The 21,471-nt window shown below is 72.3% G+C and carries 22 protein-coding genes and 1 pseudogene; 16 read left to right on the top strand and 7 right to left on the bottom strand.

The genetic code is table 11. The features are described from left to right. Window positions 1-12: 12 nt before the first annotated feature. From ABIA35_RS02255 to ABIA35_RS02265, 3 genes are read right to left on the bottom strand one after another with little or no spacing between them, the layout of a single operon-like run. Window positions 13-414 (bottom strand): Zn-ribbon domain-containing OB-fold protein, encoded by a 402-nt coding sequence (locus ABIA35_RS02255; protein ID WP_370343183.1) that lies wholly within the window; start codon window positions 412-414, stop codon window positions 13-15. Further along, window positions 411-947, bottom strand: coding sequence for a MaoC family dehydratase N-terminal domain-containing protein (locus tag ABIA35_RS02260; RefSeq protein WP_370343184.1), 537 nt, complete (start codon window positions 945-947; stop codon window positions 411-413). Before ABIA35_RS02260 ends, ABIA35_RS02255 begins: the two co-directional genes overlap by 4 nt. An 8-nt stretch (window positions 948-955) precedes the next feature. Further along, complete coding sequence (locus tag ABIA35_RS02265) at window positions 956-2,164, bottom strand: acyl-CoA dehydrogenase family protein (RefSeq protein ID WP_370343185.1); 1,209 nt, start codon at window positions 2,162-2,164, stop codon at window positions 956-958. A gap of 163 nt (window positions 2,165-2,327) precedes the next feature. On the opposite strand from ABIA35_RS02265, the gene ABIA35_RS02270 reads away from it, so the two are divergent. The 3 genes from ABIA35_RS02270 to ABIA35_RS02280 are packed head-to-tail and all read left to right on the top strand — an operon-like array spanning window position 2,328 to window position 5,946. Then, window positions 2,328-3,539: an NTP transferase domain-containing protein gene (locus tag ABIA35_RS02270; RefSeq protein WP_370343187.1), complete on the top strand. Its 1,212-nt coding sequence runs from the start codon at window positions 2,328-2,330 to the stop codon at window positions 3,537-3,539. Next, window positions 3,536-4,849 (top strand): molybdopterin molybdotransferase MoeA, encoded by a 1,314-nt coding sequence (locus ABIA35_RS02275; RefSeq protein WP_370343188.1) that lies wholly within the window; start codon window positions 3,536-3,538, stop codon window positions 4,847-4,849. Before ABIA35_RS02270 ends, ABIA35_RS02275 begins: the two co-directional genes overlap by 4 nt. Window positions 4,850-4,890: 41 nt before the next feature. Further along, window positions 4,891-5,946 carry a TrkA family potassium uptake protein gene (locus ABIA35_RS02280; RefSeq protein WP_370356342.1) on the top strand — a complete coding sequence of 352 codons (1,056 nt, stop codon included), beginning with the start codon at window positions 4,891-4,893 and terminating at the stop codon, window positions 5,944-5,946. 126 nt (window positions 5,947-6,072) lie between these two features. Here the strand turns inward: ABIA35_RS02280 and ABIA35_RS02285 are convergent, their stop codons facing one another. Further along, the gene (locus ABIA35_RS02285) at window positions 6,073-6,918 is read right to left on the bottom strand and encodes an HAD family hydrolase (protein WP_370343190.1); all 846 of its coding nucleotides are present in this window, start codon (window positions 6,916-6,918) and stop codon (window positions 6,073-6,075) included. Between the two features lie 699 nt (window positions 6,919-7,617). Here ABIA35_RS02285 and ssd point away from each other — a divergent pair. The 7 genes and pseudogenes from ssd (at window position 7,618) to ABIA35_RS02320 (ending at window position 13,590) form a co-directional block, all read left to right on the top strand. Further along, window positions 7,618-9,360 carry a septum site-determining protein Ssd gene (gene ssd / locus ABIA35_RS02290; protein WP_370343191.1) on the top strand — a complete coding sequence of 581 codons (1,743 nt, stop codon included), beginning with the start codon at window positions 7,618-7,620 and terminating at the stop codon, window positions 9,358-9,360. A gap of 113 nt (window positions 9,361-9,473) precedes the next feature. Then, window positions 9,474-10,616 (top strand): annotated as a pseudogene (locus ABIA35_RS02295) (TadA family conjugal transfer-associated ATPase); the annotation flags it as partial. Between the two features lie 209 nt (window positions 10,617-10,825). Continuing rightward, window positions 10,826-11,638, top strand: a complete 813-nt coding sequence (locus ABIA35_RS02300) for a type II secretion system F family protein (RefSeq protein ID WP_370343193.1) — start codon at window positions 10,826-10,828, stop codon at window positions 11,636-11,638. Then, a complete protein-coding gene (locus ABIA35_RS02305; RefSeq protein ID WP_370343195.1) occupies window positions 11,635-12,339 on the top strand; it encodes a type II secretion system F family protein in 705 nt (234 codons plus the stop codon). The genes ABIA35_RS02300 and ABIA35_RS02305 overlap by 4 nt, the downstream gene beginning before the upstream one ends. A gap of 15 nt (window positions 12,340-12,354) precedes the next feature. Continuing rightward, a complete protein-coding gene (locus ABIA35_RS02310; RefSeq protein ID WP_370343196.1) occupies window positions 12,355-12,534 on the top strand; it encodes a DUF4244 domain-containing protein in 180 nt (59 codons plus the stop codon). Then, window positions 12,534-12,953: a TadE family type IV pilus minor pilin gene (locus ABIA35_RS02315; protein ID WP_370343198.1), complete on the top strand. Its 420-nt coding sequence runs from the start codon at window positions 12,534-12,536 to the stop codon at window positions 12,951-12,953. The genes ABIA35_RS02310 and ABIA35_RS02315 overlap by 1 nt, the downstream gene beginning before the upstream one ends. Then, on the top strand, window positions 12,934-13,590 hold the full coding sequence (locus tag ABIA35_RS02320) for an Rv3654c family TadE-like protein (RefSeq protein WP_370343259.1): 657 nt from the start codon (window positions 12,934-12,936) through the stop codon (window positions 13,588-13,590). Before ABIA35_RS02315 ends, ABIA35_RS02320 begins: the two co-directional genes overlap by 20 nt. Before the next feature lie 226 nt (window positions 13,591-13,816). Here the strand turns inward: ABIA35_RS02320 and ABIA35_RS02325 are convergent, their stop codons facing one another. Further along, complete coding sequence (locus ABIA35_RS02325) at window positions 13,817-14,422, bottom strand: hypothetical protein (RefSeq protein ID WP_370343199.1); 606 nt, start codon at window positions 14,420-14,422, stop codon at window positions 13,817-13,819. Window positions 14,423-14,648: 226 nt separating this feature from the next. Between ABIA35_RS02325 and ABIA35_RS02330 the strand changes: the two genes are divergently transcribed. After that, complete coding sequence (locus ABIA35_RS02330; protein WP_370343200.1) at window positions 14,649-15,203, top strand: peptidylprolyl isomerase; 555 nt, start codon at window positions 14,649-14,651, stop codon at window positions 15,201-15,203. Between the two features lie 151 nt (window positions 15,204-15,354). After that, the gene (locus ABIA35_RS02335) at window positions 15,355-16,419 is read left to right on the top strand and encodes a rhomboid family intramembrane serine protease (RefSeq protein ID WP_370343201.1); all 1,065 of its coding nucleotides are present in this window, start codon (window positions 15,355-15,357) and stop codon (window positions 16,417-16,419) included. A gap of 69 nt (window positions 16,420-16,488) precedes the next feature. On the opposite strand, the gene crgA is transcribed toward ABIA35_RS02335, so the two are convergent. Then, entirely contained in the window at window positions 16,489-16,743 is a 255-nt protein-coding gene (gene crgA, locus ABIA35_RS02340) for a cell division protein CrgA (protein WP_370343203.1), read from the bottom strand. A 78-nt stretch (window positions 16,744-16,821) separates the two neighbouring features. Between crgA and ABIA35_RS02345 the strand changes: the two genes are divergently transcribed. From ABIA35_RS02345 to ABIA35_RS02360, 4 genes are read left to right on the top strand one after another with little or no spacing between them, the layout of a single operon-like run. After that, complete coding sequence (locus ABIA35_RS02345) at window positions 16,822-17,634, top strand: DUF881 domain-containing protein (RefSeq protein WP_370343204.1); 813 nt, start codon at window positions 16,822-16,824, stop codon at window positions 17,632-17,634. 18 nt (window positions 17,635-17,652) lie between these two features. Next, window positions 17,653-18,372 carry a class E sortase gene (locus tag ABIA35_RS02350; RefSeq protein ID WP_370343205.1) on the top strand — a complete coding sequence of 240 codons (720 nt, stop codon included), beginning with the start codon at window positions 17,653-17,655 and terminating at the stop codon, window positions 18,370-18,372. 60 nt (window positions 18,373-18,432) lie between these two features. Then, window positions 18,433-18,591: a hypothetical protein gene (locus ABIA35_RS02355; protein ID WP_370343207.1), complete on the top strand. Its 159-nt coding sequence runs from the start codon at window positions 18,433-18,435 to the stop codon at window positions 18,589-18,591. A gap of 29 nt (window positions 18,592-18,620) precedes the next feature. Beyond that, window positions 18,621-19,256 (top strand): aminodeoxychorismate/anthranilate synthase component II, encoded by a 636-nt coding sequence (locus ABIA35_RS02360; RefSeq protein ID WP_370343208.1) that lies wholly within the window; start codon window positions 18,621-18,623, stop codon window positions 19,254-19,256. Between the two features lie 88 nt (window positions 19,257-19,344). Here the strand turns inward: ABIA35_RS02360 and pknB are convergent, their stop codons facing one another. Next, entirely contained in the window at window positions 19,345-21,444 is a 2,100-nt protein-coding gene (gene pknB, locus ABIA35_RS02365) for a Stk1 family PASTA domain-containing Ser/Thr kinase (protein ID WP_370343209.1), read from the bottom strand. Between the last annotated feature and the right edge of the window lie 27 nt (window positions 21,445-21,471).

The following is a 21,471-nucleotide window of genomic DNA, read 5'->3' on the forward strand; positions in this document are numbered from 1 at the left end:
GGTCCACGACTGTCACGGCGAGACCTCCGGTCCGGCGAACACGAGCCCGTCCTCGTAAACGAGACTCAGCGCCATCTCTATACGCAGGTCCTCATTGGCGATGCCGCGTGTCCCACACACAATGCGCGGCCGCGTGTCACCGTCCTCTACTTCCACGGCTATGAGGACAACCGCATAGGGGCCCTCTTCCCAGGGCGGCAGCGGGTGATGGCAGATCGTGTAGCTGTGCAGGACCGCACGGCCGGTCGCCTTCACGGTCGTCCAGTCCAGGGACTGACAGTCCGGGCACATGGGAGACGGAGGATGCCGGAGCGATCCACAAGCTGTGCATTTCTGGATGAGGACGTCGCCCTTGGCGACGCCCTCCCAGTAGTAAGCGTTGTCGCGGCCGATCACCGGCTGGGGACGGTTCATGCCTGTGCCCCTGTGTCCTGCGCCCGCGCGGGCTTGAACCACAGAGTCCGGAACAACATCTCGCCGACCACTTCGCCGTGCTGATCGCGGTATTCGGTGATCGAGGTCAGGAAGTAGCCCGCGCCGAGCGCCGTCCTCTTAAGCGGCGACACGGAGTCGAGCCGCGTGGTGGCGTACAGGTGGTCCCCCACAGTGAGGTACCGGTGATAGGTCTGCTCGCAGTCGGTCGCCACCACGGCGCGGTAGCCCGCCTCGATCAGCGTGGCCTGGGCGCGCGTGGACCCGTCCTGGGCCCCGCGCATCCGCAGTCCGGGCATCGTCCAGGCCTGCAACGAGGCCGGCGGTGCGACCACGTCGGGGTGGCCGGCCCGGCGCGCCGCCGCCGGGTCGGTGTAGATCGGCAGCTCGTCGCCCATCGCGTCGCACCAGTGCCGGATCATCGGCTGGTTCACCGGGTCCCAGGCCGGGACCGGCTCCGACGGCGGATCGGCTATGTGCGCGGACACTGTCTCGTACAGCGGATCGGTCTCCACAGTTCTCCCTATCTCCGCACCCTGGGCATCGCCAGCCCGGTCATCGCGATGATCTCCCGCTGGATCTCGTTGGCCCCGCCGCCGAAGGTGTTGGTCACCGCGTAGCGGTAGAGGAATTCGAGGTCGCCGGCCAGGAGCGCGCCGGGGGAGCCCGTCTTCAGGACTCCACCTGCGCCGAGCACCTGGAGCAACTCCGCCAGCGCCTCTATATGCGTTTCCGTCCCGTGCACCTTCGCCGCGGAAGCGTCCGCGGGGGACAGGTGGCCGCCGGTCTGGTCCTTCTGCAGCGCCGCGACCATCTGACCGTTAAGGAGCCGCAGACCGCTGATGCGGACATAGGCGCGCGCCATGGTGTTCTTCACCCAGGGCAGATCTATGACCCGGAGCCCGCCCGCAGCCGGTGTCTCCATAGCCCAGCTCTGCACCTTGGCGAAGGAGCGGATCACTCCCTGGGCCACCGCTGCCAGCGCCACCCGCTCGTGGTTCAGCTGCGTGGTGATCAGTTTCCAGCCCTCGTTCTCGGCCCCGACCCGCATGGTCACCGGGACGCGGACGTCGCGGTAGTACGTGGCGGTCGTGTAGTGCGAGGCGATGGTGTGGATCCGCGTCGCCTCGAAGCCCGGGTCGCGGGTGTCGACCAGCAGGATCGAGATGCCCTTGTGCTTCGGCGCTTCCGGGTCGGTCCGGCAGGCCAGCCAGACGTACTCCGCGGAGTCACCGTGGGTCGTGAAGATCTTCTGGCCGTTGACCACATAAGCGCTGCCGTCCTCGGTGCGCACGGCGCGCGTGGTCAGACTCGCCAGATCGGTGCCGGCGCCGGGCTCGGAGTAGCCGGCCGCGACGTCGATCTCCCCGGAGAGGATGCCCGGCAGGAGCAGGTCCTTCTGTTCCCGCGTCCCGAAGCGCATCAGCGTCGGGCCGACGGTGTTGAGCGCCACCAGGGGCATCGGACAGCCGGCGCGCGCCGCCTCGTCGAAGAAGACGAACTGCTCGACCGGCGTCAGGCCGCGCCCGCCGTACTCCTGAGGCCAGCCCACTCCGAGCCAGCCGTCCGCGCCGAGTTTCCGGTGCAGGGTGCGGGCCGTTTCGGTGGAGGTGTCGGGCAGGCGCAGATCGTGGCGGACCTCCTCGGTGACCAGTGCGGCGAAGTAGGTCCGCAGCTCGGCTCGCAGGGCTCGTTGGGCCGGGGTGTAGGCCAGGTGTTCCGGAGGGTGCATGCGGCGGCGTCTCCCGCGGTCGGCGTGATCGGCTGGACGGGCGAGTGCTGAAGGTGCTGGCTGTGCGCCCGGTCGGCGGTGCACGGGGACTCGGACGCGATCTGAGCACTCGTCAGATTAGAACACGTTCTACTGGATGGCCACACCGGGTTAGGGTGGCGGCATGGAGGCTCTGAGCGGACCCGGAGAACCCTTCGACGCGATCGTTCTGGCCGGCGGCGGCGCGCGCCGGCTGGACGGGGCGGACAAACCGGCGCTCGAGGTCGGCGGGATCAGCATGCTCGACCGGGTGCTGGCCGCCTGCCGGGGCGCGGCGTCGGTCGCGGTCGTGGGCCCGCCGCGGCCGGTGGCCCGACCGGTGGTGTTCACCCGCGAGTACCCGCCCGGCGGAGGGCCGGTGCCGGCGCTGGCCGCGGGGATGGCCGTGGGCTCGGCCGGACACGTGGCCGTCTTCGCCGCCGATCTGCCGTTCCTGGACGAGCAAGCCGTCACCCTTCTGCGGCGCTCGCTGACCGCCGACGCAGTGCTCTTCACCGACGAGCGGGGCAAGGACCAGCCGCTCGCGGCGATATATCGGCGTAACGCGCTCGCGGCAGCATTGGGCGCACTGTCGGAGTTGCGGGGCGCACGCCTGTTCGCGATCGTCGAAGAGCTGGACACGACCCGGATCCCCGACACGCGCGGCGTCACCGCGGACTGCGACACGTGGGACGCCGTTCACGCGGCCCGCGCTCTGGTCGCGACACGACCCGCCACAAAGACGAAGATGGGGGACATGGACGACAAGAAGCTGCTCGCCGACTGGTGCGCCGCCGCGGCGGCCGAACTCGGGCTGACGGGGCACGAACTCGCCGAGGGCGATCTGGACGCGATCCTCGGCCTGGCCGGGGTCGCGGCCCACAACGTTCTGCGACCGGCCGCGCCGCTGACCACGTTCCTGGCCGGATACGCGGTCGGGCTGCGCAGCTCGGCCGGCGGCGGCCGCGGCGCGCTGGACGGGCCGATCGCGAAGCTCAGCGCCCTGGCTCAGGCCTGGGACCCGGCCGCCGACGGCGCGGCCCGCGGCCCCGGCGCGGTGAGCGGGACGGTCGGCGGTTCGGTGGCGGCGAGCCCGGCGGCCGGGACGCCCGGCGGCACGGTCACGACTGGCGGCACAGTCACGTCTGGCGGCGCAGTCCCCGGATCCGTGGGCGCGGCCGGGCATCAGGCCGGCGCTGCGTCCGGTGCCAAGTCCGGCGCCAGGTCCGGCATCGGCTCTGGCGCCGAGTCCGGTAACAGCTCCAGCAGCTCCAGCAGCGCCAGCGGTTCCGGCAGCTCCAGCGACTCCGGCAGCTCCGGCAGCTCCAGCGACTCCACAGGATCCGGCGGCCGGTGAACACGTCCTGGGCCGAGGCCCGCAAGATCGCCGGCGCCGCGGCGATCCCGCTGCCCGTCACCCGCGTCCCCATGGCCCAGGCCCGCGGCGCGGTCCTCGCCGAGTCGCTGTCCGCGCTGGTCGACCTGCCGCCGTTCGCGACCTCGGCGATGGACGGCTGGGCGGTGGCCGGGCCCGGGCCGTGGCGGGTCGCCGGGCAGGTGCTGGCCGGGCAGGAGGCGACCCGGCTCGGCGACGGCGACGCGGTGGAGATCGCCACCGGGGCCCGGGTGCCGTCCGGGGCCTCGTCGGTGCTGCGGCGGGAGCGCGGCGTCGTCGACGAGCACGGCAGGCTGCACGTCGGCGACAGCGGCGACGGACACCGCGACCGCACCGTTCCGGCCGCCGCGGCAGCGGCGACCGCGTCAACCGCGGCGGCCGCACCACAGCGCTTCTACGCCGCGGTCTCCAGCGGCACCACCGCCGCCACGCGCACCCTGCGCGGCTCCGAACTGGACCTGCCGATAGGGACCGACATCCGGCCGCAGGGCCAGGAGTCGCGCCGCGGCGAGACCCTGCTGTCGGCCGGCACCCGCGTCACCCCCGCGGTCCTGGGCCTGGCCGCCGCCGCGGGCTACGACGACCTGCCGGTCCACGAGCGCCCCCGGGTCGCCCTGGTGGTCATCGGCGACGAGCTGGCCGAATCGGGCCTGCCGGACGGCGCCCGGATCCGGGACGCGCTCGGGCCGATGTTCACCGCCTGGCTCGAGGCGCTCGGGGTCGAGCTGACGGTGAGCCGGGTCGCCGACGACGCCAGGGAACTGCTCGCGACCGTCGCCTCCTCCCCGGCCGACGTGGTGATCACCACCGGCGGCACGGCCCGCGGCCCGATGGACCACGTGCACCAGGTGCTGGGCGAACTCGGCGCGCGGATGCTCGTCGACGGCGTCTCGGTGCGGCCGGGGCACCCTATGCTGCTCGCTCAGTACGGCGGAACCCGGCAGCACCGCCGGTTCGTCGCCGGGCTCCCGGGCAACCCGCTGGCGGCGGTCGTCGGCTTCGTCACCGTGGTGCGGCCGCTGCTGCGCCGGCTGTCAGGCTTGGCGGACGCCTCACACTTCCTGCCGCTCGGGGATGCCGTCAGCACCCATCCGACCGACACTCGACTGGTGCCCGTCTCCGTCACCGACGCCTCCGCGGTCCCCCTGCGGTTCACCGGTCCGGCGATGCTGCGCGGGCTGGCGCTGGCCGACGGGCTGGCCGTCGTACCGCCGGGGGGAGGGGTGGTCGCCCTCGGTGCCGGGCAGCGGGTGGAGGTGCTGACGGTCTGAGCGAGAACACCACGTACGCGGCCCCGTTCCGCCCGACGATCGTGCTGCCGCGCGCGGTCTCGGGCCCCTTGTGGGCGGTGTTCAAGCGGGTCCTGCTGGCGCTGGGGATCCTGGTGCTCTCGGCGGTGATCGTCTATCTGGGACGGGCCGGCTACCGCGACTCCTCCGGCAAGCCGATCGGCTGGCTCACAGCCTTCTACTACGCCACCGTGACCCTGTCGACCACCGGCTACGGCGACGTGGTGCCGGTCAGCGACCCGGCCCGGCTGATCAACACCCTGGTCGTGACACCGCTGCGCGTGCTGTTCCTGCTGGTGCTGGTCGGCACGACCCTGGAGGTGCTCACCGAGCGGACCCGCACCGAGTGGCGGCAGGAGAGGTGGAGGTCGAAGGTGCGGGATCACACCGTCGTGGTCGGCTACGGCACCAAGGGCAGCTCCGCGGTGCAGACGCTGCTGAAGAACGGCCACAGCCCCGAGTCGATCGTGGTGGTCGACACCGATCCGGCGCGGATCGCCGAGGCCAACCGGCGCGGCCTGGCCGGCATCCTCGGCGACGGCAGCCGCGGCGAGGTGCTGGAGCGCGCGGAGGTCGCCAAGGCCAGGAACGTGGTGATCAGCGCGAACCGCGACGACACCGCGGTGCTGACCACGCTGACGGTGCGCCGCCTCACCCGCCGCGCCACAGTGGTGGCCTCGGTCCGGGAGGCCGAGAACGCCCCGCTGCTGCGCCAGAGCGGCGCCTCCTCGGTGGTCACCAGCTCCGACACCGCCGGGCAGCTGCTGGGCGTGGCCACCATCAGCCCCAAGGTCAGCCAGGTCGTGCAGGACCTGCTGTCCTACGGCGACGGCCTGGAGCTGCTGGAGCGCCCGGCCGACACCGGCGACGCGGGCAAGGAGCCCGGGGCCGTGAAGGAGCCGGTTCTGGCGGTGATCCGCGGCTCGCGGACCATGCGCTACGACGACGTCGCGATCGGCACCATCGAGCTGACCGACCGCCTGGTCGTGGTGCGCTCGGTCCACAACCGGCGGGCGGACCCGGCGCCGCGGCGGGCCGGACGGACCGAGATGCCGGGCCGACCCGGCATCTCGGGCTGAGGGTTCAGCCCCGGCCGCCGACGGCCTCGGATCACCTCAAAGGCCTCAAGACCGCCTCAGGGACCTCAAGACCTACCCAGAGACCTCAAGACCGACCCAGAGGCCTCAAAAGACCGCCTGCCGGCCTCAGGCCGGCCCGGAGCCGCGCCGGCGCCGCCCGCGCGTCCCCAGCCACCAGATCGTCCCGGCCGTGGCCAGCGCGAGCCCGAGGGCCGTCCCGGAGACCGCGGGCTTGGCGGCCAGCTCGCCCACCCGGGAGCGCAGCGCCACCGGCTTGTCGAAGACCAGGATCGGCCACTCGCGGGCCGTGGCCTCCTTGCGCAGGGCCCGGTCGGGGTTCACCGCGTAGGGGTGGCCGACCGACTCCAGCATCGGGACGTCGGTCGCCGAATCGCTGTAGGCGAAGGACCTGCTCAGGTCGTAGCCCCGCTCGGCGGCCAGTTCCACGATCGCCTTCGCCTTGTTCTCGGCGTAGGCGTAGAACTCGATCTCCCCGCTGTACTTGCCGTCCTCGCCGACCGCCATCCGGGTCCCGACCGCCAGGTCCGCGCCGAGCATCTCGGCGATCGGCTCGACCACCTCCGAACCGGAGGTGGAGACGATCACCACGTCGCGCCCGGCGGCCTTGTGCTCGGCGATGAGCGCCGCGGCCTCGGAGTAGATCAACGGGTCGATCAGGTCGTGCAGGGTCTCGGCGACGATCTCCTTGACCTGTTCCACGTCCCAGCCGGTGGCCATCGCCGACAGGAACTGCCGCATCCGCTCCATCTGGTCGTGGTCCGCACCGCCGGCCAGGTACACGAACTGGGCATACGCCGTCCGCAGCACGGCGCGCCGGTTGATCAGCCCGCCGTTGTAGAACGACCGGCCGAAGGCCAGGGTGGAGGACTTGGCGATGATCGTCTTGTCCAGGTCGAAGAAGGCCGCCGGACGGCCCGCGCCATCCGCACGTGCGTCCGCATGCTCATCCACACAATCGAGGATAGCGTCGTTGGTAGGTCCTACGCCGGGACCGCTTCAGTTGCGCCCTCAGTGACGGCTTTGAAGCGCAGTTGCGCCCGGTAGAGGGCCTCTCTTCAGTCATTCGGCGTAATGGATGAGGGCGGGGTTTGCATTCTGCGAGCCTCGGGTACACCATGGAAGTCACGGATCGTTCGCGACCGTGCTACCACGGCCCGGCTCCTCCCCCCCGAGCCTGGTCGTGGAGAAGACCCCCGCTCTCCCCCCCGGCGGGGGTCTTCACTTTTCCCACTTCGGCGCCCCGCCCGCCTCCGGGCGGTCGGCTCCGCCGGGCGGGGATCGTGCGGACCTCAGGGAAGCCGCACCACCCCCGCGACCGGCCTCCCAGCCCCGATCCGCCCCTCCCGCAAACGCCACGACGGGCATCGGCGACAGATTCTGCGCGGATCCGGCACAGTTCCGACAACAGACGTTCAGATATTTCGTTGTCGGGTTATGCCCTTCCCTGAGAAATCCACAAGTTCGCACACGAACTAAGACCGCGCATCCAATAACAGCGTCGCCACTAGACCGAACGGGGGATAGCGGTTATCCCCACCCCGGGTTTATCCACAAGTGCTTCCGCCACTCCTGGCGCACTCTGCGATTCCTCGGCGACCGTGGGCCGGTGCCCCGCCGACCGAAGGCGGGCCCCGATCCCAGGGAGCCGCCATGCCAGACCTCACCCAGCATCCGGTGTCCGGCCGGCCGGGCCGCGGCCGCCGTCCAGACACCCCGTCCCGCCGTGATGCCCTGACCCGCCATGACTCGGGGCCGGGGCCGGCGTCGACTCCGGCCCCGCTGGCCGTGACCTCCGATCCGGCGCTGGCCGAGGCGCTGCTGCGGGTGGCCGCCGAGGCCGGCGTGCGGATCGACATCGTGCCCGGTCCCAGCGCCGCGCGCCGCCGCTGGTCCACCGCGCCGCTGGTGCTGGTCGGCGCCGACCAGACCGGCGAGGTGGCCCGGGCCGGGCTGCCGCACCGGCCCGAGGTGGCGCTGATCGGCCGCGACCTGGACGACGCCTCGGTCTGGCAGCGCGGCAGCGCCGTGGGCGCCGCGCACGTGCTGATCCTGCCCGACTGCGAGCGCTGGCTGGCCGGGCTGCTCGCCGAGGCCGACAGCCCGCGCGAGGAGCCCGGCGCGGTGGTCGCGGTGCTGTCCGGGCGCGGCGGCGCCGGCGGCTCGACGCTGGCCGCCGCCCTCGCCCTGGCCGGCCTGCGGCGCGGCCTGCGCTCGACCCTGGTCGACCTGGACCCCGCCGGCGGCGGCATCGACCTGCTGTTCGGGCTGGAGACCGAGCCCGGACCGCGCTGGTCGGAGCTGGCGCAGTGGCGCGACGGCCGGCTGTCCGGCCGCTCGCTGCGGGACGCGCTGCCGACCTACGCCGCGCACTCCCGGCACGGCCTGGCCGCGGGCCTGGGCCTGGCCGGCGACGGCGCGGACCGGCTGCCGGTCCTGGCCTGGCCGCGGGTCCGGCCCGGGGAGGGCGAGCAGGACGAGCAGGACGAGGGGCCCCTGCGGCTCGCCGCCCGGCTGCCGGGCCACGAGAGCAGGTTCCCCGAGAGGCCCGATGACCCCTGGTACGACAGCGGGACGCCTGCCGATCCGGCGAAGGCGGACCCCTGGCTCCCGCCGGACGGATCCGCCGGCGGCGACGGCTACGGCGAGATTGGCACCGGATCCGGGAATCCGTTGTTCGGCACGACATCCCCTGACATCAACGAGGATCTGTGGTCCGGCGGACGCCGCTTCAATGGTGACGCCTCATCAGCGGAATCCCTTTCCCGGGCAAGCGTGATCGCCCTGGAAATCTCTGATTCAGAGGGATCCGGGGAAGTCGCCGACGGCGCCGCGAGCCGCGACCGGACCAGCAGCGCGGCGCGGGCGGCGGCCCGGCCACAGCGCGGGCTGCCGATCCTCACCTGGCCGCACACCCGCAGCGACCTCCCGCTGCCGGCGGTCGCCGCCGAGCCGGTGCGCGCCGTGCTCACCGCTCTGGCGCAGGCCGGCGACCTGGTCGTGGTGGACCTGCCGCGCGCCCTCGACGAGGCCGCGACCGAGGCGCTGGCGCTGGCCAACGTCACGCTCATGGTGGTCCCGGCCGAGGTCCGGGCCTCGGCGGCGGCCGCGCAGCTGGCCGCCGCGGTCCGGCTGGTCTCACCGGACCTGCGGGTGGTGGTGCGGCTCCCGGCGCCCGGCGGGCTGGAACCGCTCGACATAACGGATGTCATGGGCGGCCTGCCGCTGGCCGGGGTGATCAACGCCGACCGCCGGCTGCCGATCGCCGCCGAGCACGGCGAACCACCGGGGGCCAGCGCCCGGGGCACCGTGTCCGCCTTCTGCCGGACCTTCCTGGACGACCTGTTCGGCCTGCCGTCCGGACGGCGCGGCTCCGAGTCCCGGGCGGCGGCATGAACACCCCGACGCCCTCCTCGATGTCACCGGCCTCTGCACTGTCACAAACCTCTGCGCTGTCGCCGTCCGCGCCGCTGTCCCCCGCGCCCCTGCCCGGAACCGAGCGGCTGCGGCTGAACGCCGCGCTCGTGGACCGGGTCCGGACCCGCCTGGCCACGCCGCCGGTGCGGATCGACATGCAGGCCATCCTCGCCGCGCTGCGCGCCGAGGGGTGCATGCTCGACGGCCGCGATCTGCGCGCGGCGGCCTACCAGGTCCGCTCCGAGCTCACCGGGGCCGGCGTGCTGGACCGCTTCCTGGCCGATCCGGAGGTCACCGACGTCCTGGTCAACGCCCCGGACTCGGTGTGGATCGAGCGGGCCGGGACACTGAGCCGGGCCGACGTGCGCTTCCCCGACGAGGCCGCGGTCCGCAGGCTCGCGCAGCGCCTGGCCGCGCACGCCGGGCGCCGGCTCGACGACGCGGCGCCGTGCGTGGACGGCGTCCTGCCCGACGGCGCGCGCCTGCACGCCGTGCTGCCTCCGGTGGCGGTCCGGGGCACGCTGATCTCCCTGCGGGTCCCGCCGCGCCGGGCGTTCACCGTCGAGCGGCTCACCGCCGGCGGCCTGACCACCGAGCACGGCGCGCGCCTGCTGCGCGCCGTCGCCACGGCGCGGGTGTCGTATCTGGTCACCGGCGGCACCGGCAGCGGCAAGACGACGCTGCTCGGCGCGCTGCTGGGCCTGGTGCCGGCCGACGAGCGGATCGTGGTGGCCGAGGAGTGCGCCGAGGTGGTCGTCGACCATCCGCATGTGGCGCGGCTGCAATGCCGGATCGCCAATCAGGAGAACCGCGGCGCGGTGAACCTGCGGACACTGGTCCGGCAGGCGCTGCGGATGCGGCCGGACCGGGTCGTGGTCGGCGAGGTGCGCGGGCCCGAGGTGCTGGACCTGCTCGCCGCCATGAACACCGGACACGACGGATGCGCCGCGACGGTGCACGCCAACGGGGTCGAGGACGTCATGGCCCGGATCGAGGCCCTCGCCGCCCCGGCCGGTCTGGGACGCGACGCCCTGCACGCGCAGGTCGCCTCCGCGGTGCAGGTGGTCGTGCATCTGGTGCGGGACAAGGGAAAACGGCGGCTGGCCTCGATCGGCACCCTCGACCGCGGGTTCGGGGAGACAGAGGTGCTCCCCGCGGTCGCGTTCGATGCCGAGGGCAGGGCGTCCTACGGCCCCGGCGCCGAGCGTCTCAGTTCCCTGCTGGGCTTCGACGTCCGGGAACAAGCCCAGGAATCGCCTGAGAAGCAGCTCCCCGCGGATCCCGATGCCGAGCTGGAGAAACTGGCCGGCTGGCAGGAGGCCCTGGCCGCCGCGGACCGTCTCCTGCCGGTCCTCAAAAACGCGCCCGGAAGTGGCGGCAGCGGCTCGGACGAACCGTTCGTCGCCGACTACGGCCCCTCCCCGGCCCGCCGAGGAGGCCACCGATGAACTCCGCGCTGGCCGGGATCCTGGCCGCCTCGGCGGTCCTGGCCTTCCCGGGACCGGGCACACGCCGTCGCCTGGAGACGGCCGTGCTGGGCGGTCCCCGCGGCCCGAAATGGCGGCTGCGGTTGTCCGGGGCATGGCCGACGGTGCTGTCGGCGATCGCGTTGGGGGTGCTCAGTTCTTTGCTGGCCCGCTCAACCGTCCTGGCGTTCCTGGTGCCCTTCGGAGCGTGGCGGGGGTACCGGGCGTGGACCGCGCACACCGTGCGAATGGCCGTCGAGCGACGGCAGACCGAGATCATCGAACTCTGCGTCACCATCTGCTCCGAGCTGCACGCCGGGCGGGAAGCACGCGAGGCGTTGCGGGACGCCGCCTCCGCCGCGTGCCCGGATCTGGCCGTGCGCCTGGCCGGGCCGCTGTCCACCGGAGACGACGTCGTGACCGTGCTCCGCGCGGCCGCCGGGACGCCAGGCCGCGAAGCGCTCGCCGCGCTGGCCGCCTGCTGGCAGGTCGCCGAGGGCGGCGCGGGCATGACCGCGGCGGTCGGGGAACTGGCCGACGGTCTGCGGGCCGAACGCGCCCAGCGCCGCGAGCTCGACGCCGAACTCGCCGGGATCCGCACCTCGGCGCGGTTGCTGGCACTGCTGCCGGTGGTCGGGCTGATCATCGGCTCCGGCATGGGGCTCTCGCCGATCCCCATGCTCCTGCACACCGGCGTCGGCGAGACCTGCCTGGTCCTGGGGATCGTCTTCGTCCTGGGCGGCGTGATGTGGATGGACCGAATCGCCCGGTCGGCGGAGGCCCTGTCATGACCGTCCTGGGTGTGGCATTCACCGGTGTCGTGGCCGGGGTCTCGGCAGGTTTGTCAGTGCTCTGCTGGCCGCAGCGACAGCAGAACCATCCGGCGCGCCGGCTGGCGTTCCTCGCGGCTCGCGACGGCCCGGCGGGCCCCGCGCGCAGGCGGCTGCGGGCGAGGTTTCTCAAACATTTGAGACACAACCCCTGGAGCACGGCCCGGCACGAGCGCCGGCAGGGCGAAGCGACGGCGCGCATATGTCCCGTCGCCGCGGACCTGCTGGCCGCGTGCCTGGCCTCCGGCGCCGATCCGCTGCGCGCCGCCGAGGTGGTGGCGTACTGCCTGCGTCCGCCGGGCCGGCTCGGCAGCCTCGGCGAACAGGCCGCGGCCGAGTTGGCCGACCGGTTCCAAGAGGTCGCGCACCTGCTCCGGCTCGGCGGCAACCCGATCACCACCTGGCGGGTGGTCGCCGGCGAACCCGGACTGCGCCCGGTCGCCGAGGCCATCGGCCGGGCCGGCCTGTCCGGCGCGCCGCCGGTCGCCGCGATCCGGGCCTGCGCGACGGATCTGCGCAAGGAACGGCACGCCGCGAGCACCGCCGCCGCCAGGCGCGCCGGGGTCCGGGGCGTCGCCCCGCTGGCCGGCTGCTTCCTGCCCGCCTTCGTCCTGATCGGGGTCGTCCCGATCGTCCTGGGCCTGGCCCACCACCTGCTCTGACCGGAAGGAAGAACCATGAGACACCCCATCGGCCGAAGGCTCCGTTGCGACGACGGCATGTCCACCGTCGAGTACACCCTCGGAACCCTCGCGGCCTGCGCCTTCGCCGTGATCCTGTACAAGGTGATCACCAGCTCGATGGTGCAGAACGGGCTCACCGCGGTGCTGCGCAAGGCTTTGAGCACGGCGTTCTGATGCGCCGGCCGGGACAGCCGGACGCCGGCTACGCCACGGTCGAGGCGGCGCTGGCCATCCCGACGCTGGTGCTGTTCACCGTGGCGCTCGCCGGGGTCCTGGCCGGTCTGGTGACACAGATCCGCTGTGTCGACGCCGCGCGACTGGGAGCGCGGGCCGCCGCCCGCGGCGAGCCGGCCCCGGCCGTCCAGACCGCCGTGGCCCGGGCCGCGCCGGGCTCCACCGTGCGCGTCACGACCGCGGACGGCCTGATCCGCGTCGTGGTCGCCGCACCGGTGGCCGGGCTGCCGCTGCTGCGGGCGTTCACCGTGCATGCCGAGGCCTACGAGGCCGACGAGACCAATGAATCCAATGAATCCAATGAGACCGCAGCTGGGGATGGGGAAGGTGAGAACTCCGATGACGCAGCGGATCCGTGACCGCGGCTCGGCCACGGTCTACGCCGCACTCCTGGCGGGCCTACTGACGGCCCTCACCGGGGCGGCGCTCGCCCTCGGTTCCGCGGTCCTCGCCCGGCACCGGGCCGGGGCCGCCGCCGATCTGGCGGCGCTGAGCGCGGCCGTCCATGCCGGGGCCGGGGAGACCCCGTGTGACTGGGCGCGGCGGGTGGCCGCCGCCCAGCGGGCCAGGCTGCTCCGATGCTCCTGCGACGGCCCGGTATGTCTTGTCGGCGCCGCCGTCGGGACGCCATGGGGTGCCGCGTCCGTGACCAGTCGCGCCGGTCCGGCCGACGATCCCGTCGGGCAGGGTGCCGTCACGGCCGTCACCACAAGCGTTGTCACGAGCGCCGTCACGGTCACGCACGGGGCCGGCCTGGAAGCGCTCTCCGCCGGCCTTCCAGCCGATTCCGTCACTCCCCGCCCGCCACCCCACAAAGCCCGAACCCGAACCCGCGCCCGAACTCGAGCCCGAGCCCGAGCCCCATTCGTCCCATCCGCCCCAGCCGTCGGCGTCCGCGTCGTCCTGGCTGAAACCGAGCCACTGGCTCGCGCGCCGGCTGCGCCGCGCGGCCAGCTCGGCGCACCGCGTCCCCGACCGGTGTATCCCCAGGCGTAGCAACCAGAGCGCGATCACGAAGACCCAGCCGAATATCGCGCCGGTGAGGAAGACCTGCGCCGTTGTCGTCTGGACGCCGAGCCCCAGGAAGGTCAGGTGGTCACCGCCCGTGCTGGAGGCGGCCACTCCGGTGGCGATCAGCACCACGAGGCTGAGCAGCCCCAGCGCGACGGCGATCATCCCGCGACCCCTTTCGGTGGGGTGGTCGGATCAGGCGGGACGAACCTCAGGGCCAGCGGTTGGCCGGCGACTCGCGGCGGCCGGAGTCCATGGTGTCGTCCGCCCCGGCCCGGCTGTCGCGCTCCTGCCAGCGGCCGACCGGCTCGATGTCGGGGTCGGAGTCCAGGATCCACACGCTGTCGGCGTTGGACCGCGACCGGCGCCACCACAGCAGGCCGACCGCGCCGGCCGCGCCGAGCACCATCAGGCCGATCGGGGCACGTCCGCGCCGGGCCGCCGTGGTCACCACCGCCACCGGCATGACCGAGGCGATCCGCGCCATCGGCGAGGGCTGCGGCGCGCCGTAGCGGATGGCCTGCCAGGCCGCGCCGCCGCGCGCCGCCGCCTCGGCGGCCACCGGGCGGGCCCGCTCGGCCATCACCCCGGCCGCGACCGAGGCCCGGTCGGCGACCTGGTGGGCGACCACGTTCGCGCGGTCGGCGACCTGCAGCGCCGTGCCCTGCGCGGCACCGGCGGCCTGCACCGCCGCGGACTGGGCGGTCCCGGCCGCCCCCGAGACCGTCTGCGCGGCGCCGGAGGTCCTGTCGCGGACGGCGCAGCGCACGCGCTCCATACGGCCGGCCGGCTCCTCGTGACTGAACGGCATCCTCATCGTCGCCTCGCCTCTCCTCACATCTGGTGTTCACCGCTGCCCGGCGGCCCCGTCGGACAGCGCCGCCGGAAGCAGGGTCGACCTGGCAAGCGGCTCGAATTCGTGCCTGCCCGGCCACCCCTCCAGACAACCTCACTCAGGGCCATTGGGGCTACTCGGAGAGTGAGCGTGCTTCCGTGCGAGGATGGAGAGCGTCCATACGAGAGAAACCGAAAGGCAACAGACTGTGGCCGAGAACCTGTACGCCACCATCAAGACCAACCACGGCGACATCGTCGTGCGACTGCTTCCGGACTACGCGCCGAAGACCGTCGCGAACTTCGTGGGTCTGGCGGAGGGGACCCGTGAGTGGACGCACCCGGAGACCAACGAGAAGTCGACCAAGCCGCTGTACGACGGCACGATCTTCCACCGGATCATCCCGCAGTTCATGATCCAGGGCGGCGACCCGCTGGGCCAGGGCTTCGGCGGCCCCGGCTACGTCTTCGACGACGAGCCGCACCCGGACCAGACCTTCAACGACCGCGACTACCTGCTGGCGATGGCCAACGCGGGGATCCGCAACGGCAAGGGCACCAACGGCTCGCAGTTCTTCATCACCGTGCCCACCCCGCGCCGGCCGACCCACCTGAACGGCAAGCACACCATCTTCGGCGAGGTCGTGGACCCCGACAGCCGCAAGGTCGTGGACCAGATCTCGGCCGTGCCGACCGGTGCGCAGGACCGGCCGCTGCAGGACGTCGTGATCGAGAGCATCACCGTCGAGCGCCGCGAGGGCTGAGCCCGGCACGCGCGGGGCCCGGAGGAAACTCCGTGCCCCGCGTGTTCGTTTCCTCTACATTCGAACCGGCCAGTCGAAAACCGGAACCGGTAGCAGCTGTAGCAGAAGGACCACCGTGACGATGCCGCCAGGCAGCCCAGGCAGCCCCTCCGTGCCCGCGACCGAACTCCCGGCGTGCTACCGGCACCCGGGCCGGGAGGCGCAGATCCGCTGCACCCGCTGCGAGCGCCGGATCTGCCCGGAGTGCATGGTGCCGGCCTCGGTCGGGTTCCAGTGTCCGGACTGCGTCCGCGGCGGCGCCCAGCAGGTCCCCAAGGCCCGGTCCCCCTTCGGCGCGGTGCTGCGGCCCCGGGTGGTCCCGGTGGTCACCTACAGCCTGATCGCGCTGAACTTCGTGATGTTCGGCCTGCAGCACATCGTCGGCACCTCGCAGGTCGGCGCCGCCGGCGGCGGGGTGTTCCAGGTGAACACCCTGGACATGCGGCTGGAGCTGATCGCCAAGGGCACCTGGGTGGACGGCCAGCCGATAGGCGTGGCCAACGGCGAGTGGTACCGCCTGGCCACCTCCATGTTCCTGCACGCGAACATCGTGCACATCGCCTCGAACATGATCTCGCTGTTCTTCATCGGCCCGATGCTGGAGGCGATGCTGGGCCGGCTGCGGTTCGCCCTGGTCTACCTGATCGGCGGCCTGGCCGGGGCGGTGACGTCCTACTGGTTCATGACCCCGCTGAGCCCGGCGAGCCTGGGCGCCTCCGGCGCCATCTCCGCGGTCTTCGGCTGCCTGGTGGTGATCGGGCTGCGGCGCAAGATCCTGGACCCCGGGATGATCGTCGTGGTGCTGGTCATCAACATCGTCATCCCGCTGCAGAACACCAACATCGACTGGCGCGACCACGTCGGCGGCGTGGTGGCCGGGGCGCTGATCGGCGCGGTCTACGCCTACGCCCCGGAGCTGATCGGCCTGCTCGGCAAGGCCAGGGCGCCGCGGGAGCAGCAGGTGCGGCTGCTCAACTGGCTCGGCTTCGGCACCATGGCCCTGGTGCTGGCCCTGGCGATCGCCGCCACCGCCGTGCACACCGCGCACCTGAACGATCCGGCCAACCGGACGCGCACGGTCGACGGCGCCGCGTACTCACCCGGTGTGACCAGGGTCGTCACCGACGGCCCGGAGAGTTATCCACAGGCTTCCGGTACTTATCCACACTGGGGATAAGCCTGTGGATGTTGTGTTAGGCAGCGGGCGGGCACGGTCGGTGACGACGGCACGGAAAAAGATCCGCCGCTACTTCCACTTCATGGACGCGATGAAGCCGGTGATGATCAGACCGAAGCCGACGGCCATGTTCCAGCCGCCCAGCGCCGACACCGGGTACGTCATGTTCGACAGGTAGTAGATCACTATCCACAGCAGGCCGACCACGAAGCACCCGACCATCAGCGGCAGCACCACCCGGTTCCCGGTGTCCAGCTTGATCGGCTGCTTCTTGTCCGGCGGCGGCGTGTACGCGGCCTTCTTGCGGACCTTGGACTCGGGCACGGTTCACTCCTGGATTGCTCGGCTGCTGTGCGGCCTCGATCGGGCATGCGACAGGGTGCGTCCGATAGCGTATCCGCCATGGCGTCAGGGCGCGATCAGCTGGACGAACCCGAATCGGGAACCGGCCCGGAACCGGCCGGCGGCCGGCGCTCCGTCCGGCCCTCCCGAGTGGCCTGGCACACCGGTGTGGTGCTGGTGTTCGCCCTCGCCGGGGCGTTGTTCCTGACGGCCAGGGACACCGCCAACGGCCAGGGGGACATCCGGCCGGACCGGGGAGCTCAGCTCTCCGACGTGATCCGGGCGCAGAACGCCCACAACCAACAGCTTACCGAGCAGGTCGCGGCCCAGCGCGCGAACCAGGACGCGCTGACCCGCGCGCAGAGCGCCGACGCCCGGGTCAAGGCGGCCCAGGACCAGGCCGACGCACTGGCCGGCCGGGTCGCCCTGACCCCGGTCACCGGCTCGGCGTTGTCCGTGACCCTCAACGACGCCCCGCCGAACGCCCAGCCGGCCGCCGGGGCCCCCGCGCCGCAGCCGGACTGGCTGATCATCCACCAGCAGGACGTGCAGGCCGTGGTGAACGCGCTGTGGGCCGGCGGCGCGACCGGGATCCAGCTCATGGACCAGCGCCTGGCCCCCACCTCGGCGGTGCGCTGCGTCGGCAACACGCTGCTGCTCCAGGGCCGCGTCTACTCCCCGCCCTACGTGATCACCGCGGTCGGCGACCCGACCAAGCTGCGCGCCTCGCTGATGGCCGCCCCGGCGGTGCAGACCTACCTGGAATACGTCAGCGCATACGGGCTCGGTTGGGACGTGAAGGCACGCGATCGAGTGACGCTCCCGGGCTACACCGGCCCGCTGGACGTGTCGTTCGCGTCCCCGGCGCAGTGAAGCCGACAAACTGGCGGAATGTGGGCTGAACGCGCGCGAACGGCGATCCGATCCGTCGGTGAGATCCTGATCACGCTCGGCATGGTGCTCTTCCTGTTCTGCGCCTACCAGCTCTTCTACACCAACGTGGTCGCCGACGAGGCGATGCGGTCCGAGGTCTCGGACCTGCACAAGCTGTGGGCCGCGCCGCCGGCCGCCCGGTCGGCCGCGCCGAACACCCCCGGGCCGTTCGACACCGCCGACAGCCACGGCACCGCCGGCGCCGCGTTCGCGATCCTGCACATCCCGCGGCTCGGCGACAAGCCGATCCCGGTCCTGCAGGGCACCACCCTGGATCTGCTGGGCCGCGGGGTCGGCCACTACAAGGACTCGGCCCTGCCGGGCGCGGTCGGCAACTTCGCCGTCGCCGGGCACCGCAAGACGCACGGCGAGCCCTTCCGCTACCTCGACGAGATGCGCGCGGGCGACCTGATCGTGGTGGAGACCGCCGACGCCTGGTACACCTACCGCGAGGACCGCGACCCGTTCATCGTCGAGCCGACCGACCTCGGCGTCGTGGCCCCGGTCCCGGACCACCCGGACGCGACGCCCTCGCGGAAGCTGATCACGCTGACCACGTGCAACCCGTGGTGGGCCTCGACCCAGCGCATGATCGTCACCGGCGAGCTGGTCGGCCGGCAGCCCCGATCGGCTGGCGCGCCCCCGGCGTTGACGGTGAACGCCCCCAAGTTCCAATAGGACTCTGGTAAAACCACATAGAGAGCTCTATAGAGAAGTCTGTAGAGAGAGGAGCTGGCGATGTACGCGTATCTGTGGCGGCGCCTTCCCGGGCCCGTCTACGTGAAGGTCCTCATCGCCCTGGCCGTCGCGGCCTTGGTCGTGGTGCTCCTGTTCGGCTGGGTCTTCCCGTGGATCGAACCGCTGATGCCGTTCAGCGGCAACACGGTCTCCCAGTAGCCGCTCCCCGCTGCCGGTAGGCTCACCGCATGGCAGCGCGGATCCTGGTCGTCGACAACTACGACAGCTTCGTCTACAACCTCGTTCAGTACCTGTACCAGCTCGGCGCGGAGTGCGAGGTGGTGCGCAACGACGCGATCGGCGTCGAGGCCGCGCACGACTACGACGGCGTCCTGCTCTCTCCCGGCCCGGGGACGCCCGAGGAGGCCGGCATCTGCGTGAAGATGGTCGGCTACGCCGAGCAGCACCGGATCCCGGTCTTCGGCGTCTGTCTGGGCCTGCAGTCCATCGCCGTGGCGCACGGCGCCGTGGTCGGCCGCGCCCCGGAGCTGCTGCACGGCAAGACCAGCACGGTCACCCACGACGGCGCCGGCGTCTTCCAGGGCCTCCCGGACCCGTTCACCGCCACGCGGTACCACTCGCTGGCCATAGAGCCCGAGACGCTGCCCGCGGACCTGTTGGTCACCGCGCGCACCGACACCGGCGTCATCATGGGCATCCGCCATCGCGAGCTCCCGGTCGAGGCGGTCCAGTTCCACCCCGAGTCCGTCCTCACCGAGGGCGGCCACCGGATGCTGGCGAACTGGCTGACGGTGTGCGGGGACGCCGGAGCCGTCGAGCGCTCCGCCGGGCTCGCGCCGGTGGTTCTCAGCGCGGCCAACTAATAGAGCCGACTAACAAACAACAGCCGACAACGCATAGCGAAGCCCCGCACGGAACTCCGTGCGGGGCTTCGCTATAAGCGCGGGCCGCTTAGTTACCGCCGCCGCCCTTCTTGGACGTCGTCGGGGCGCTCGGGCAGCCCGGTGCCGTCGGGTCGAAGCCACAGATGGGGTTCGACGTGTTCTGGCCACTGCCCGGCCCTGACGTCGTCGACGTCGGGTTGCCGCCCTGCTGGCAGTTCGGGTCCTGCCCCGGGTCGCACTGCTGGGAGGTCGTCGACGAGGTCGGCGGCGCCGGCGGCTGCGGCGCGTAGTAGACCACGATCGGCGTGTCGGCGGTGTGCGGGCCGTCCCCAGGGCTGATACGCGTCACGTTGCCGGCCTGCTGCTGGCCCGCCGAGCTGTCGACCGCCGGCTTGACGTTGGTGAAGCCCAGGCCCTCGATCTGCGACACGACGCTGCCGTACGGCTGGCCGAGGTAGCCGCTGGTGCTGAGCTGGATCTGCGACGGGCCGGTCGAGACGATCCAGCCGATCTGGACCTTGCTCACGTCCGGGACCTGCTGGCCGTCCAGGGGCGCGTTGTTGTTGGCGGCGTCGATCACGTCGATGATGTTGCCCGCCGGGACCTTGGGGTCCGGCTGCGAGGTGATCAGCGGGTTGCTGAGATCGAAGTGGGCGCCGGACAGGTAGCTCTTCAGCTGGTCCTGGTTCATCCCGTTGAGGGTGGCCTTCGCGGGTACCTTGCCGTTCTGCGGGCCCAGCGACAGGCAGTAGGTGATCGGCCCCGGCTTGCCGTAGGCACCGGCCGCCGGGCTCTGAGCGATGATCGTCCCGACGTTCCCGGAGTGCACATCGGTCCCGGCGGGGCAGTCCTTGCCGCTGCCGGGCGCGAGGCTGAACCCGGTGTAGTCCGGCTGCCCCAGCAGCTGCTGCGCCTGTTGGACGTTCTTCACCCCGATACCGAAGTCCGGCGCCGCCTTGGAGCTGGCGTTGCCGCCGGACTTCAGCAGCGACTTGGCCAGCAGGACCGCCGCGATGACCGCGGCGATACCGGCCACGGCCAGGATGATGTACCCGGTCTTGCCGCTCTTCTCCGGCTCCGGAGGACGGCGCGGCTCGGCGCGGCGCGGCGGGGCCGGCGGACGGCCCGACTCGCCGTACTCCTCGCCGTAGCGCGCCGCGGCGGGCTGCTGGTAGCCGGTCGGCGCGTCGACCGCGGGCATCGCCCGGGTCTGGCCGACCGCCGCCGCCGCGCCCACCTGGCGCGGGTCCAGGCGCTGGGTCGGCATGTTCGCCGCGCCCAACACCGCGGTCTGCGCCTCGGTCGGCCGGCCGTCCAGCACCCGCTCGATGTCCGCGCGCATCTCGGTGGCCGACTGGTAGCGCGCGTCGGCGGTCTTGGCCAGCGACTTCAGCACCACCGCGTCGATCGCCGGGCTGACCTCGGGGTCGTAGGACGACGGCGGCTGCGGCTCCTCGCGCACGTGCTGGTAGGCCACGGCCACCGGGGAGTCGCCGACGAACGGCGGCCGGCCGGTGAGCAGTTCGAACATCAGGCAGCCGGTGGAGTACAGGTCGCTGCGGGCGTCCACGGTCTCGCCCTTGGCCTGCTCCGGCGACAGGTACTGCGCCGTGCCGATGACCGCGGCGGTCTGCGTCATCGTCATGCCGTTGTCGGCCATGGCCCGGGCGATGCCGAAGTCCATCACCTTCACGGTGCCGGACCGGGTCAGCATGATGTTCGCGGGCTTGATGTCGCGGTGGATGATGCCGTTGCGGTGCGAGTAGTCCAGGGCCTGCAGCACCCCGGCGGTGATCTCCAGGGCCCGCTCGGGCAGCAGCCGGCGGCCGGAGTGCAGCAGGTCGCGCAGCGTCGAGCCGTCGGCGTACTCCATCACGATGTAGGGGACGGAGATGCCGTTCTCGAAGTCCTCGCCGGTGTCGTAGATCGCCACGATCGCCGGGTGGTTGAGGGAGGCCGCGGACTGCGCCTCACGGCGGAACCGTGCCTGGAACGTGGGATCGCGGGACAGGTCGGCACGCAGCGTCTTCACCGCGACCGTGCGGCCCAGGCGAGTGTCGCGGGCCATGAAGACCTCGGCCATCCCGCCTCGGCCCAGCACGGCGCCCAGCTCGTACCTGCCGCCGAGCCGCCGCGGCTGTTCCGCCCCGGGGTAGGTTCCGGACATCTCATCGCTCCAGCTCATCGATCGCCG

Origin of the sequence: Catenulispora sp. MAP12-49 (assembly GCF_041262705.1) — a bacterium.
Lineage (GTDB): Bacteria > Actinomycetota > Actinomycetes > Streptomycetales > Catenulisporaceae > Catenulispora.